The sequence below is a fragment of the Acinetobacter proteolyticus genome, from assembly GCF_000367945.1.
Lineage (GTDB): Bacteria > Pseudomonadota > Gammaproteobacteria > Pseudomonadales > Moraxellaceae > Acinetobacter > Acinetobacter proteolyticus.
Window position 1 is genome coordinate 2885068 of sequence record NZ_KB849179.1, and the last position, 12989, is coordinate 2898056.

Below are 12989 nucleotides of genomic sequence, written 5' to 3' on the forward strand. Positions count from 1 at the left end.
TTCATCAATATTCGGTATTGACTCAATGTAGCAATCAGGATGTGTTGAATCTATGCACAAAAAACAATAGGCTGTATTGATAAAATCAATACGGTGGTTGATGTTAATGTTTGATCTGGATACACGGCTGCTGAAAATTTTCTTTGAAATTTATCAACACAAAAGTATTTCTAAAGCTGCAGAACAGTTGGGTATCGGTCAACCCACTTTGAGTATTGCACTAAATAAACTCAGGGCCCATTTTGGAGACCCGCTGTTTGTACGTATTGAAAATAAAATGCAGCCCACCGAGCTCGCCCAACAGATCTATCCGATGGTGGTGGAAATCTTAAACCGCTTGAAATTGGTCCAGAATTACAATATTGACTTTGATCCACAGACTTCGACTTATCAATTCCGTATCAGCATGACCGACATCAGTCATTTGGTGTTTTTACCACGTCTGATGAATTACATGCGTCAGCATGCCCCCTCAATTCGACTGGAAATTTTACCGATTGACAGCCAAACCGCACCGATGATGTCAAATGGAGATATTGATCTCGCCATTGGATTTCTCCCTCAGTTGGAAGCTGGTTTTTATCAACAAACCCTGTTTCAGCAACATTACACCTGTATTGCCAGTCAACAGCATCCAAGACTGACCGGAACCAGCCTGTCTGCTTTGGAGTTCGCTCAAGAATTACATGTCGATATCTTGGCAACGGGGGGACATTATGTGGTGGAGCATGAACTGCAAAAACACGGCGTCAGCCGAAATATTCTGGTGCGTTTACCCAGCTATTTAGGGGTCGGCCTGATTGTCCGTGATACCGATGTCATTGCCACTATTCCAAATTATCTGGCGCAGGTGTTAATGACACAGGGCGGACTGAAAAGCTTCGACCCACCTTATAAATTCCCTCAATTCAGCGTCAAGCAACACTGGCATTCACGTATGCATCAGAACCCAAGTAATCAGTGGTTAAGGCAGATCTGCTTTAAACTGTTCTCGGCTTAATGCTGAGCAAGGTTAAAATAAAATAGCGCATCGAAATTGATGCGCTATTTGATATCTCATTCCATGGCTGACAAAACATCTAGTCCGTTCTAGAAACACCGGTTGAAATGCTAATGTGCTTATATTCAATAAAGTCATCCATGGCCGCCATACCATTCATTCGGCCGAGTCCAGAATTTTTGAACCCACCTTCTTCAAACTCGTCATACACCACGGCCCAATCATTGATCCAAACCGTACCCGCTTCCATTTCTGTCGCCACACGCAATGGTAAATCCACATCACGACTCCAGATTGAAGCCGCTAAACCATATTGGTTGTCATTGGCGAGTGCAATCGCTTCCGCTTCAGTATCAAATACTTGCAAGGTCAGCACTGGTCCAAACGTTTCTTCCTGAATGATTTCCATCGCATTATCATTCACTTCGAGCAAGGTTGGGCGATAGAAAGCGCCTTTCGCCAACTCACCCTCAGTGATCGGCCCACCACGAACAATAACCTTGGCTCCTTCGGCAATCGCTTTTTCAACCACCGCATCAACACGTGCCACATTATCCTTATCGATCAAGGGTCCCATATCACTGCTTGGATCAGCAGCAGGACCAACTTTAACCGCTTCCAAACGCTGAGCCAGTTTCTGTTTTAGTTCATCTGCCAACTCACGCTGCACCAACAAACGTGAACCAGTCATACAGAACTGGCCCGCGAAGATGGTCAAGGCTTTTTCCAGTTTAGGTAATACCAGATCAAGATCCGCATCTTTAAACACGATCATCGGGGTTTTACCCCCTAGCTCTAAGCCAAATCGTTTCAGATGTTGTGCACCTGTTGCCGAAATGGCCTTCCCAGTTGCCGTGCTGCCGGTAAAGCTAATCACAGGGACATCTGGAGATTCAACCAGTAAACGCGATCCACCTCCAGTCGACTCACTAAAGAGATTGATCACTCCTTGTGGTAATGAAGGAAGCTCAGAAAAAATTCGGGAGATCACGGCATTGGTTTGTGCGGTTTGACCCGGCATCTTAATGACTGTTGTGGTGCCCGCGGCTAATGCAGGTGCCAGTGAACGAATCATTAAAACTACTGGAGAATTCCACGGTACGATAATTCCAGATACCCCCATCGGTTCACGCAAAACCATCGAGTAACTACCTGGCTTTGGTTCCAATGCTCGGCCGTACTCGGTTAACGTCAATGCTGCGTAATAACGTAATTTGGCGGGAACCATCGTCACTTCAAAGCTGGCTTCTGCTTTAATTTTTCCATTTTCAGTGGCCAGAATCTCAATCAATTCATCTGCATGGCGTTCAAAAGCATCGGCCATTTCATTGAGTACTTTTGCGCGTAAACGACGGTCGCGCTTCCAATCGGTTTTTTTAAATGCAGTCTTTGCGGCCCATATGGCACTCTGCGCCTGCTCTACCGTCGCATTGGCATATTGCCCAATCACTTCATATGTTGCTGGATTAATCGATTGTATATGCTGATGAGAGTCCACCCACTCACCATTAATCCAGTTTTTAGCTAATCTATTCATCTGCACATCCTAAAAATGAAAATAAGCGAAGATCGGTTGAGTCCTCAATCAAATACCTATTTACCACCCTATTCACTGTCATATTTCATCATCAAGATTGACGATCTAAGCAATTGCCAGACTGCAACCCAAGCTATTTCTAAACCACACTTGCAAGTAACTTTGGATTCATGGGTTCGACTGATTAAGACAATACATCGGTAACATAAATACGGATTGAACATGCGATCTCCTGAGATCACCCGATTCAACAGGGGTTAAAGTGAGGCAAACACCCTACCAAATGAAGTTTTTTGTTCACTAGACCACAAAATGCAAAACCATGATTCGATTTTTCCGAACAGCATTTTATGATGACTGCTGCAAAATGCGCTGAATCTGGCTATCCCAAGGCGTAGGATGGCCTATTTTTCTGGATAGAAAATCGACCAAAGCTTGAATTTTAGGAGAGGCTCGATTCGACATACGGTAAACCACTGAAATATTGCCTCCCGAAGGCGAAAACTCAGGCAAGATCACTTTAAGTTGCTGCTGGCAAATGGCTTCTGCGGCGAGAAAGCCAGGTAAAATCGCAATCCCTAAGCCAAGCCTGGCAGCTTCCAACAATTGGTGACCACTATCTGTACGTAGATAAGGTAAAATGCGAAAAAATGCCTTCTTACCATCGACAGGGAGTTGCCACATAGCATGTGGTTCTCGGGACAAATACAACAGACCACGGTGTCGCAACAGTTCATTGGGATGTGTTGGTCTTCCATATACTTGTAAGTAGTCTGGACTTGCACAAATATAATGATGATTCGGTGCTATGGTTTGACTGATTAGATTGGAATCGGGTAACTCCCCCATCCGAATCGCCGCATCATAATGACCATTATTCAGATTGACGAAATGATCACTCGACTCAATATCTAGCTTGAGTTCAGGATACAGTTGCATAAATTCGGCTAAATAAGGCGCAAGATATTGAATATTAAACGCCTGCGGTACCGACAAACGAAAACTGCCACTTAAATGCTCATGCCGAGCGCTGATGGATTCTTCCAAGTCACTTAATTCAGCCAGAATCTTGCTGGACTGCTGATAAAATTCCTGCCCAACCTCGGTGAGCAACATGCTTCGACCACGATGAATCAGTGCGGCAGATAAACGCTGTTCCAATTGCTGAATCCGTTGACTCACCACCGATTTAGTAATGCCCAAACGTTTCGCAGCGTGAGTAATACTACCGGCCTCAACCACTGCAATGAATGTCTGCATTTCAACAATCTGATTCAAAAGGCACTCCCTATCTGGGTTTGATCATAGACGAATGTTAGGTCTAATCACGCCGACTTGAATAGTCTGTTCTTGCAATACTCGGTCTCATCTATGCAACAATTCAAGTACCGTCCCTTAATGTTTATTATTTATGTCTTTTTTGTTCTAAAAGCACTTTTATATTCATACTGAGGAAGTCAACAACAGGGCCTAAAGCCTGATGCTGTTGTTGCCAGTTTTGCTTGCCTATCTCACCTTTATATTCTTGGATCATGCGCTGCAAAACGGGTTGATGCTGCGGCGGTAACTGAGTCATTATCCAGTGTGCGGCTTGATCTTTAGGCACAATCTCATTCGTCATCAAGCTAAAATAAATACGGCATAAGGCTAAAATCTGATTACGTTCATCAGCATCCTCATCCCAATGCGCCACAATTGAGGGATAGGTGTCTGCCATTGCCTGCCAGAGTTGCTGTTCAGGAATTGCCGTTGACCACTGTGTCAAACTTGGCCCCAACAAACAACGATGATGTAGTTGTGCTTTCTTCAGCAAAATACTCAGATCGGGGTCTGTATGGCCGCGAAGCAAGGCACCTTGGTTTAATTCCTCCCGTAACCACTCCCCAAATTGCAGTTCGTAGCTGAGTGGGTAACTTCCCGAAAGAATTTGTGCTTTCAGTACAATGGTGACTTCAAGTGCACGCTGTGTAGCCCCAATTGGATACGAAATTTTTAATAAGGTTTCTGCCAGTTGCTGTCGTTGCTGGAGTGTCAGTGCTTGACTCACCACAACCAAAACATCCAGATCACTTTCTGGACCTAGCCCGCCATCAACGGCTGATCCATACAAATAAATGGCAAAGAGCGATTCACCCAAAAGCTGCTGTAAAGACCCTGTTAATTGTTCGAGTTGCAAGGTTTCGGACATGCTGGACCTCTTTTTCAATCGCATAAAAAAAGGCAGGATTTTCATCCTGCCCTTCATCTTATTCCCACTCAATCGTTGCTGGTGGTTTAGATGACACGTCGTAGACAACGCGAGAAACATCTTTAATTTCGTTCATGATACGGGTTGAAATTTTATCAACCAATTCATATGGTAAATGTGCAAAGCGTGCTGTCATAAAGTCAACGGTTTCTACGGCACGAAGTGCAATCACCCATGCATAACGGCGACCATCACCCACCACACCCACTGATTTTACAGGTTGGAATACCGCAAATGCTTGTGCAGTTTTGTCGTACCAACCACTGTCACGCAGTTCTTGCATAAAGATGTCGTCAGCAAGACGAAGAATATCTGCATATTCTTTTTTCACTTCACCCAAAATACGCACCCCCAAACCTGGACCTGGGAACGGATGACGGTAAATCATGCTATGCGGTAAACCAATGGTTGTACCTAATTTACGTACTTCGTCTTTGAACAAGTCACGTAATGGTTCAACCAATTCAAATTCTAGGTCATCAGGCAAACCACCCACGTTGTGGTGTGATTTAATCACGTGTGCTTTACCTTGTTTGCTTGCTGCAGATTCGATCACGTCTGGATAAATCGTACCTTGCGCCAAGAATTTCACGCCATCAAGTTTACGCGCTTCTTCTGCAAAAACTTCAATAAACTCACGACCAATGATTTTACGTTTTTTCTCAGGATCAACTTCGCCTGCCAATGCGGTCAAGAAGCGTTGTTCAGCATCAGCACGGATGACACGAATCCCCATGTTTTCTGCGAACATTTGCATCACTTGATCACCTTCGTTTAAACGAAGTAAACCATTGTCTACAAATACGCAGGTTAACTGGTCGCCAATGGCTTTATGCAATAGCGCAGCAACTACAGATGAATCCACACCACCAGATAAACCTAAAAGAACTTTTTCATCACCAATTTGTTCGCGTAACTGTTCTACACGTAAGTCGATAATGTGTTCAGGCGTCCACAAACCGCGGCAACCACAAATCTGATGTACGAAGTTAGACAGTAATTCAGCACCCTTTGCTGTGTGCGTTACTTCTGGATGGAACTGAACGCCATAGAAACGACGTGTTTCATCACTCACCGCAGCAAATGGGCAGCTTGGTGTGCTTGCTGTGACTTGAAAACCTTCTGGAATCGCACTTACTTTATCGCCATGACTCATCCAAACATGCAATTGGTTTTCACGGTCTTGCAAGTTGCCAATCAAATGATCACGAACAAGGATATCAACTTCCGCATAACCAAATTCATGCACTGTACCTGGCTCTACTTTACCGCCAAGTTGTTCAGACATGGTTTGTAAACCATAGCAAATACCCAATACTGGTACGCCTAATTCAAATACAACTTGTGGCGCGCGTGGGCTTCCTTCTTCATGTACGCTCTCAGGGCCACCTGATAAAATAATCCCGTTTGGATTAAACGCACGAATGTCTTCTTCCGACATATCGAATGCATACATTTCAGAATAGACACCCGCTTCACGTACACGACGTGCAATGAGCTGGCTATATTGAGAGCCGAAATCCAAAATAAGGATACGATCTTCAGTAATTTGAGTATTGGTCGTCATGGTTCATCATAAAGGCAAATGAATTAAGCGCCATATTCTAACATTTTTCACGCTTTGACGCATCGCAATTCATCATCTATCTTGTTTTTTCATTGGATTGAGCAATCGACACTGATATTTAAACTAAAATTTCATCGCAAAGCACAAAATAAGGAGAGTTAAATCAACAATTCTTGCCCATTCTGCTCAACACAAAGCAAAAATTGGTGCTAAGATGGCAAGTCAAGATCTGCATTACCATGGAAAGGTATTCAATCGACAGCATCGTTGCCTTTTTATACGATTGTGATGTCCTGATTCAAAGGAAAATAAAAGGGTAACTCAAAAAATTAAGGGTCTTGGTGCTTCACCAATGACCGAAAATATTTCACTATCATCTAGCGCTTGCCCGACCACGAGCAACAATTAGGACTTGAAGGACCAATAAAATAATGTTTCAAGAAATGATTGCGGATTTTCAACAGAATTTCTGGTTATATATTTCAATCCCCTTTATCAGTGGCTTTATTGGCTATGTGACCAAAGTCATTGCCATTCAAATGATGTTTTCACCACTTGAGTTTAAAGGATTGCGATTATTTGGTCTTCCACTCGGATGGCAAGGGATTGTTCCCCGTAAAGCAGAGAAGATGGCCACCACAGCAGTGGAGTTGATGACCTCCAAGCTGATTAAACCCGAAGAAATTTTTGCCCGACTTGATCCCAAACGGATTGCCCAAGAAATTGAAAAACCATTGATGGCAGCGGCTGAGGACATTACCCGAGAAGTGGCACAACAATACCAACCTGGCCTATGGGAAGGCATGCCTGAGTTTGCACGACAAAAACTGATTAAGCGTGTCCAAGCCAAAGCACCAGAGATTGTTGAACATATTATGAGTGAAGTACAAAAGGATGTTGCCAAGTACTTCGACATCAAACATATGGTGGTCAACAACCTGCTCAAAGACAAACGCCTGCTCAATGAAATCTTTAAGAAAGTGGGTAAACAGGAATTCAAATTCTTTAGTAATGTCGGTTTCGTGTTTGGTTTTGCGATTGGTGTGGTACAAATGCTGTGCTGGATCGTGACCCAAGGTAAATACCCATGGATGTTGCCGATGTTTGGTGGCTTTGTCGGCTTCTTCAGCGACTGGATGGCCTTGCAAATGATGTTCCGACCGCTGTACCCAAAAAAGATCATGGGCTATACCTGGCAAGGGTTGTTTATTAAACGTCAAAATGAAGTTGCTGCGGATTATGCCGCACTCATTTCCAAACAGTTACTGACTTCACGCAACATGATGGAAGAGCTTTTTTCAGGGACACATTCAGACAAAGTCATTGAATTGGTCAGCCGCCAAGTCAAACAGGAAATTGATTTACAAGCGGGTATTGTGCGTCCATTGGTGGTCTATGCGATTGGCGGAGAGAAATACCAAAACCTGAAAGCCGAAGTCGCAGAACGTATTCTCAAGCAACTTCCAGACACCATGCGCTATGTGGAATCCTATGCTGAAGATGCCATGAATGTGCGTAACACCTTGGTTGAACGTATGCAGAAACTGAGTCCAGAAGAGTTTGAAGGCATGCTCCGTCCCGCCTTCAAAGAAGATGAATGGTCATTGATTATTGTCGGTGCTGTATTGGGTTTCCTCGTCGGGGAAATGCAGATTCATTTCATGCTCTAAGCTACTCATCTAGAAAAGAAAAAAGGAAGCAGATGCTTCCTTTTTTATGCACTTATCGATGCACATATTTTTCAATTTTGATCACTTCGATATCGGTTGGTTTATAGCGATGGGTATCCACCTCGCCCACCAAACGCACATGATCACCCACTTTTAGTCCTGCTTGACGCCAAAGATCATCATCAATTTCGACGCTGATCGTACCACTCGAATCTTTAAACTCATAATGGTCGCTTTGCAAGTGTTTGCTAATCTGGCCAGTCAGAGTAACACCAGTTTCATCGGCCAATTTCGCGACTTGGCTTACGGTCACCACATTCTTTGCCGCTTCCTGTACCAATACATGATCATCCTTACCTGCCCATGCTAGGCTCGATAAACCTGTAACGACCACCAAGCCACAACCGATCAACATTTTTTTCATTTTCATGTCCTATTTGTTTTAACCCATTATGATCTAAACAGAAATAAGCACGGCTGTCGGCTTCCGTTTGTAAGTAAGCGAGTGAGGCATACGAATTCCCCGCGACTGGGCGCGGGGCAAGCTCTGATGAGCTTATTGTTTTTCAATCAGATGATCGAGGCTAATACGACCTGCACCATAGAGCATCAACATAAAGAAACCGCCCGCCATCGCAAAGTTCTTCATAAAGTTAATCGCATCATCTGGCCCACCATGGAAGATGAATGCAGTGAGAATGCTAAAGATACCTAAGCCCAATGATGCAAAGCGGGTCTGGAAGCCAAACAGTAATGCCAGACCGCCACCAAACTCAACCAGAATCACTAAGGGTAACAGAGCACCCGGAACACCCATGGATTCCATATAACCCACCGTACCTGCATAGCCGACAATCTTGCCCCAACCTGCAACAAGAAAAATATAAGCCAATAACAAACGAGCAATCAAAGTGACAACATTCGCCACGCCAGACTGTGTTACGATATTTTTTACAACAACATTCGGATTAAACATAATCAATTTCCACACTGTTTGTTTTTTAACATGCTAGCAGTTTATGTATGTTTAATTTTGCAATAAACACCAATTTAGTTAACATATCGTTCCTTATTTGCAACAATAACAGTATTTTTCTGGCTTAATTCCCCTGCTCATCTGTCCTTAAAAGTTACCAATTAATTTGCTTTTTATACTGACTTTCTAAAGAGGCACTGCTAGGATTTAGTCCACATTCATAGTGTTAATCCCTCCATGGAACTCATTGATTTTATTCTGCACGTTGACGAACACCTTTTAGAATTTATTACCAATTATGGCGTATGGATTTATGCCATTTTATTCCTGATTATTTTTGTTGAAACTGGTTTGGTGGTAATGCCATTTCTTCCAGGTGACAGCTTATTATTTGCTGCAGGTGCTTTGGCTGCGTCTACAGGTGCAATGGATCCATGGATACTGGGTGTTTTGTTGTTTATCGCGGCCGTACTTGGTGATACCTTGAATTATCATATTGGTCGTTATGTAGGTCCGCGTGTATTTGAAACCAATTCACGCTTCATCAATAAACAGCACTTGCTTAAAACCCAAGAATTCTTTCAACGTCACGGCGGTAAAACCATTATTTTCGCCCGCTTTGTTCCTTTTGCGCGGACCTTCGCTCCCTTTGTAGCCGGTGCTGGCAGTATGAACTATAAGTACTTCTTGACCTATAACGTGGTGGGTGCATTTTGCTGGATCGCATCGTTCATCACCCTTGGCTACTTATTCGGTAATATGCCAATCGTGAAAGATAATTTTACCCATCTCATTTTCGGTATTATTATTATCAGTGTGTTACCGGGTATCATTGGCTTTATTCGTCAGAAAATGAAAGGTGCCAAAGCTCAGTAAATCGAAAGTTCTGTTAAAAGAAACGTAACAGCATTGGCAGCATACACATTAGCAATAACATGGCCGACCCTTTGTATAAATGGTCGGCTTTAATTCCAACCAGACTTCCTGCCAATAATGCCCGTCCAAACAACATCCAGAAAATACTGACGGGAATCAGAATAAGACTAAAAATCGCAAATACCAGCGCGGCTTGTTCAATCGAATTCCAGGTTTCAGCTGGAAAAATTCCAGAAGCCAACAACACCGTTTTGGGATTTTTGAGTGTGGAGAGAAATAACTGTCTTTTACGAATATGTTGGTGATGCTGATCTAGTTTTTGTAGATGGGAGCCTTTCCACAGATGGAATGCCATCCACAACACATAGAGTAAACTGAGCGTATGTAGAATCGCCCCAATTGCAGGCCAAATCGGATCAAATAAATGAATGAAGAGCGCCCATAAACTAATCCCGTAAAGATAACCCAACCACTCAATTGGAATAAACGTGATGGTTTTAGGAACACCGTGTTGGTGTGTTGCACTGGCAAGCAAAGCATTGGTCGGACCTGGTATCAATAATACCGCCAACATCGCCAAAACAAAAAACCAACTCTCAATCATACACATACCGAACGGCTAGACATGGGCGCCACCTTAAACGAATTTAGGGCAAAAACACAAATTTTCAGGGCATCCTCGAATAAAACAAATCAATGAATTAGCTGAGTTATAAATTTTAATTATTTGATTTTTAACATTATATTTTGAAACATTTTGCTATAATTTAGTTGCTGACCGCCATCTTGAGCGATGACGATCAGTTCTCAAAATTTACGATTTTGGGCGTTGTTTTACAATGATTGGGCAACCTTTAAACTTTGCTGCCTGTACAATTGCATCTTGCTGACCCATGACATTGGCAAGTTCGGTATTTTTGGTATTCATCGACTGACCCATATTCACCGAGATTGATGGACCAAAGCCCCAACCACCTCTGCCCCAGCCACCACCAAGACCAAGACCCACACCCATCCCTGTACGTTTTGGCGTTTGCACACCATTTTCGATATAGAGCTGAATACGGTTGTACTCGGCTTGCAACTGTTGGCAATTCAGTGCTTGATATTGTGTCGGCGATACATAAGCTGGCTTAACCGTTGATGCACACGCACCCAATAACAAACTTGCTGCCAAAACAGGCATCCAATATAAGCGTTTCATAAGATTCTCTTATTTCTTTGATTCAATCTCATTGAACAGGGTCACATAGGCGACGGTCAATTTGTGGTCAGATGCCAAATGAATCAAGGGTAAATTCTTTTGATGTGATTCTTTCATCAAGATTGATGGCGGCAACATGCTCTCTAGCACAGGCAAACCTTCATCTTTGAGTTGTTGAACCACTTCTCGGGGTAATTTTGCCTGAGATTGGAACTGATTGACCACAATTCCCTCAATCTCCAAGCGATCATTATGATCATCTTGGGTTTCGAGGACATTTTCAATCAAAGTTTGTAACGCACGTTTCGAGAACACATCGCAATCGAATGGAATCAGCACGCGATCTGCAGAAATCAGCGCCGATAGCGTAAAGAAGTTAAATGCAGGCGGGGTATCAATAAAGATACGGTCATAACGTGCACTGAGGGATTGAATCGAATCGCGTAACTTATAGATTTTGTGCTTACTTTCCAGTGCATGCTCCAATGCACCGAGGCTTGGGCTGGCAGGAATCACATCCAGATTGTCAAAAGTAGTGCGATGTACATAACTGTCCAGTCCTTTGCCACGCGGTGCTTTCAGGATTGAACCAATGGCATTGCCAATTAAACCTTTTTGCTGTGTGTTACCTAAAACATCTTCGAAGAAATTTTCAATGTTTGGCTCTAATGCGGCTTTATCCGCAGAATAGGTTGCATCTTCACCCAAAAGGTATTGGCTTGAGTTTGCTTGTGGATCAAGGTCTATCACCAAGGTTCTGAGACCTTGTTTAGCGCTAATGGCAGCTAAATTCACCGTGATACTTGATTTCCCCACACCACCTTTTTGGTTAAACACCACACGCGTTAACATTGATTTCCCTCTAACATATTTTTTGTAAACTGCACGCAGTTTAACCTAGTGCAAAAACAATTACTCAAACAATGTGTCGAACAATCAGGCAAAAACTGGCTTAATCATGACAAGGCCTAAAATTCCCACCATCGCCACCGTTCCGATCAATAACCCAGCACGACGTTGTTGCAGCAAAATATGACTGTCCTTTTTATAAGTTTTGATCAAAGATGACCACAATACAAAAAATAAAATCACTTTGGCATAGAACCAAGGCTGCACCTCAAAGTTATTAATGAACAGTAAAACCGCACCCGTCACAATAATTAAAGTCAAAGACAGATGCTGCAGACCCACCAGGCCTTTACGGGCTTTGGGATTGGGTTGTTGATCTTGTATACCAACAAAAAGTGTTGAACCACGTAATACAAAAGCAATGATCAATAAGCTCACTGCAGACATATGCACAATTTTAGTGAATAAATGGATATCCATCATTGATCCTTAGCTTTTTGGGGCATGTGCACATTCAGGACTGGCAGGCGCCTCACCTTGCCATTCACTCGATACATAGGCATGAATCGCCAGCGCGTGGATGCGACCTGGGCTCATTAACTCAGCAGCAACCGCATAAATTTTTTGATGACGTTGTACCAAACGCAGGCCTTGGAATTCATCACTCACCACAATCACTTTAAAGTGTGACTCTTTGCCTGGGAAATAACCACCATGTCCTGCCGACTCATTGATTACTTCAAGATGGCTAGGTGCGAGCGTATTTAAACGTTCAATCAACTGTTGTTCTAAGTTCATCAGTCACTCTGTAAGGTCAGATTGAGATAGTTCATTAGTATACATGAGCGGAATCTGAGGGAAACTTTTGTACGAAAATTTGCTTTACCCTGCTTTTTTTTCATGAAAGTGCTTTAATTTTATGCAAATAATCAATTTCTTTGCATAAAATTATTGACCCTATTTTTGCTTAATGTATTATACACGGCATGCGGGAATAGCTCAGTTGGTAGAGCATAACCTTGCCAAGGTTGGGGTCGGGAGTTCGAGTCTCCTTTCCCGCTC

14 protein-coding genes and 1 tRNA gene are annotated in these 12989 nt (G+C 43.1%); 4 read left to right on the plus strand and 11 right to left on the minus strand.

Annotated elements, in window-relative coordinates:
* The first annotated feature begins 106 nt into the window (after nucleotides 1-106).
* On the plus strand, nucleotides 107-1000 hold the full coding sequence (locus F993_RS03645) for a LysR family transcriptional regulator (RefSeq protein WP_004656570.1): 894 nt from the start codon (nucleotides 107-109) through the stop codon (nucleotides 998-1000).
* Nucleotides 1001-1079: 79 nt separating this feature from the next.
* On the opposite strand, the gene F993_RS03640 is transcribed toward F993_RS03645, so the two are convergent.
* From F993_RS03640 to guaA, 4 genes are all read right to left on the minus strand, one after another.
* The gene (locus F993_RS03640; RefSeq protein WP_004656572.1) at nucleotides 1080-2537 is read right to left on the minus strand and encodes an aldehyde dehydrogenase family protein; all 1458 of its coding nucleotides are present in this window, start codon (nucleotides 2535-2537) and stop codon (nucleotides 1080-1082) included.
* A 348-nt stretch (nucleotides 2538-2885) separates the two neighbouring features.
* The gene (locus F993_RS03635) at nucleotides 2886-3815 is read right to left on the minus strand and encodes a LysR family transcriptional regulator (protein WP_004656573.1); all 930 of its coding nucleotides are present in this window, start codon (nucleotides 3813-3815) and stop codon (nucleotides 2886-2888) included.
* A 127-nt stretch (nucleotides 3816-3942) separates the two neighbouring features.
* A complete protein-coding gene (locus F993_RS03630; protein WP_004656575.1) occupies nucleotides 3943-4725 on the minus strand; it encodes an ANT(3'')-II family aminoglycoside nucleotidyltransferase in 783 nt (260 codons plus the stop codon).
* A 58-nt stretch (nucleotides 4726-4783) separates the two neighbouring features.
* On the minus strand, nucleotides 4784-6352 hold the full coding sequence (guaA, locus tag F993_RS03625; RefSeq protein ID WP_004656576.1) for a glutamine-hydrolyzing GMP synthase: 1569 nt from the start codon (nucleotides 6350-6352) through the stop codon (nucleotides 4784-4786).
* Nucleotides 6353-6795: 443 nt separating this feature from the next.
* Here guaA and F993_RS03620 point away from each other — a divergent pair, with 443 nt between their 5' ends.
* Nucleotides 6796-8022: a DUF445 family protein gene (locus tag F993_RS03620; protein ID WP_171061146.1), complete on the plus strand. Its 1227-nt coding sequence runs from the start codon at nucleotides 6796-6798 to the stop codon at nucleotides 8020-8022.
* Between the two features lie 52 nt (nucleotides 8023-8074).
* Here F993_RS03620 and F993_RS03615 read toward each other — a convergent pair whose 3' ends face one another.
* Together F993_RS03615 and F993_RS03610 are read right to left on the minus strand one after the other, a co-directional pair.
* On the minus strand, nucleotides 8075-8446 hold the full coding sequence (locus tag F993_RS03615) for a NirD/YgiW/YdeI family stress tolerance protein (RefSeq protein ID WP_004656580.1): 372 nt from the start codon (nucleotides 8444-8446) through the stop codon (nucleotides 8075-8077).
* A 132-nt stretch (nucleotides 8447-8578) separates the two neighbouring features.
* Nucleotides 8579-8998, minus strand: a complete 420-nt coding sequence (locus F993_RS03610) for a DoxX family protein (RefSeq protein ID WP_004656582.1) — start codon at nucleotides 8996-8998, stop codon at nucleotides 8579-8581.
* Between the two features lie 237 nt (nucleotides 8999-9235).
* Here F993_RS03610 and F993_RS03605 point away from each other — a divergent pair, with 237 nt between their 5' ends.
* Nucleotides 9236-9874: a DedA family protein gene (locus F993_RS03605; RefSeq protein ID WP_004656585.1), complete on the plus strand. Its 639-nt coding sequence runs from the start codon at nucleotides 9236-9238 to the stop codon at nucleotides 9872-9874.
* A gap of 13 nt (nucleotides 9875-9887) precedes the next feature.
* Here the strand turns inward: F993_RS03605 and F993_RS03600 are convergent, their stop codons facing one another.
* The 5 genes from F993_RS03600 to F993_RS03580 form a co-directional block, all read right to left on the minus strand.
* Nucleotides 9888-10478: a LysE family translocator gene (locus tag F993_RS03600; protein ID WP_004656587.1), complete on the minus strand. Its 591-nt coding sequence runs from the start codon at nucleotides 10476-10478 to the stop codon at nucleotides 9888-9890.
* Between the two features lie 210 nt (nucleotides 10479-10688).
* A complete protein-coding gene (locus F993_RS03595) occupies nucleotides 10689-11078 on the minus strand; it encodes a hypothetical protein (protein WP_004656588.1) in 390 nt (129 codons plus the stop codon).
* Nucleotides 11079-11087: 9 nt separating this feature from the next.
* Nucleotides 11088-11930 (minus strand): ParA family protein, encoded by an 843-nt coding sequence (locus F993_RS03590; protein WP_004656590.1) that lies wholly within the window; start codon nucleotides 11928-11930, stop codon nucleotides 11088-11090.
* A gap of 84 nt (nucleotides 11931-12014) precedes the next feature.
* The gene (locus tag F993_RS03585) at nucleotides 12015-12407 is read right to left on the minus strand and encodes a SirB2 family protein (protein ID WP_004656591.1); all 393 of its coding nucleotides are present in this window, start codon (nucleotides 12405-12407) and stop codon (nucleotides 12015-12017) included.
* Between the two features lie 9 nt (nucleotides 12408-12416).
* The gene (locus F993_RS03580; RefSeq protein WP_004656593.1) at nucleotides 12417-12725 is read right to left on the minus strand and encodes a BolA family protein; all 309 of its coding nucleotides are present in this window, start codon (nucleotides 12723-12725) and stop codon (nucleotides 12417-12419) included.
* A 190-nt stretch (nucleotides 12726-12915) separates the two neighbouring features.
* Here F993_RS03580 and F993_RS03575 point away from each other — a divergent pair.
* Nucleotides 12916-12988, plus strand: a tRNA-Gly gene (locus F993_RS03575).
* The last annotated feature ends 1 nt before the right edge of the window (nucleotide 12989 follow it).

Coding starts and splice junctions, on each gene's coding strand:
- F993_RS03630 (WP_004656575.1), bottom strand. CDS start 4,725: ATGTCCGAAACCTTGCAACTCGAACAATTAACAGGGTCTTTACAGCAG.
- F993_RS03595 (WP_004656588.1), bottom strand. CDS start 11,078: ATGAAACGCTTATATTGGATGCCTGTTTTGGCAGCAAGTTTGTTATTG.
- F993_RS03610 (WP_004656582.1), bottom strand. CDS start 8,998: ATGTTTAATCCGAATGTTGTTGTAAAAAATATCGTAACACAGTCTGGC.
- F993_RS03620 (WP_171061146.1), top strand. CDS start 6,796: ATGATTGCGGATTTTCAACAGAATTTCTGGTTATATATTTCAATCCCC.
- guaA (WP_004656576.1), bottom strand. CDS start 6,352: ATGACGACCAATACTCAAATTACTGAAGATCGTATCCTTATTTTGGAT.
- F993_RS03585 (WP_004656591.1), bottom strand. CDS start 12,407: ATGGATATCCATTTATTCACTAAAATTGTGCATATGTCTGCAGTGAGC.
- F993_RS03600 (WP_004656587.1), bottom strand. CDS start 10,478: ATGATTGAGAGTTGGTTTTTTGTTTTGGCGATGTTGGCGGTATTATTG.
- F993_RS03645 (WP_004656570.1), top strand. CDS start 107: ATGTTTGATCTGGATACACGGCTGCTGAAAATTTTCTTTGAAATTTAT.
- F993_RS03590 (WP_004656590.1), bottom strand. CDS start 11,930: ATGTTAACGCGTGTGGTGTTTAACCAAAAAGGTGGTGTGGGGAAATCA.
- F993_RS03580 (WP_004656593.1), bottom strand. CDS start 12,725: ATGAACTTAGAACAACAGTTGATTGAACGTTTAAATACGCTCGCACCT.
- F993_RS03605 (WP_004656585.1), top strand. CDS start 9,236: ATGGAACTCATTGATTTTATTCTGCACGTTGACGAACACCTTTTAGAA.
- F993_RS03615 (WP_004656580.1), bottom strand. CDS start 8,446: ATGAAAAAAATGTTGATCGGTTGTGGCTTGGTGGTCGTTACAGGTTTA.
- F993_RS03640 (WP_004656572.1), bottom strand. CDS start 2,537: ATGAATAGATTAGCTAAAAACTGGATTAATGGTGAGTGGGTGGACTCT.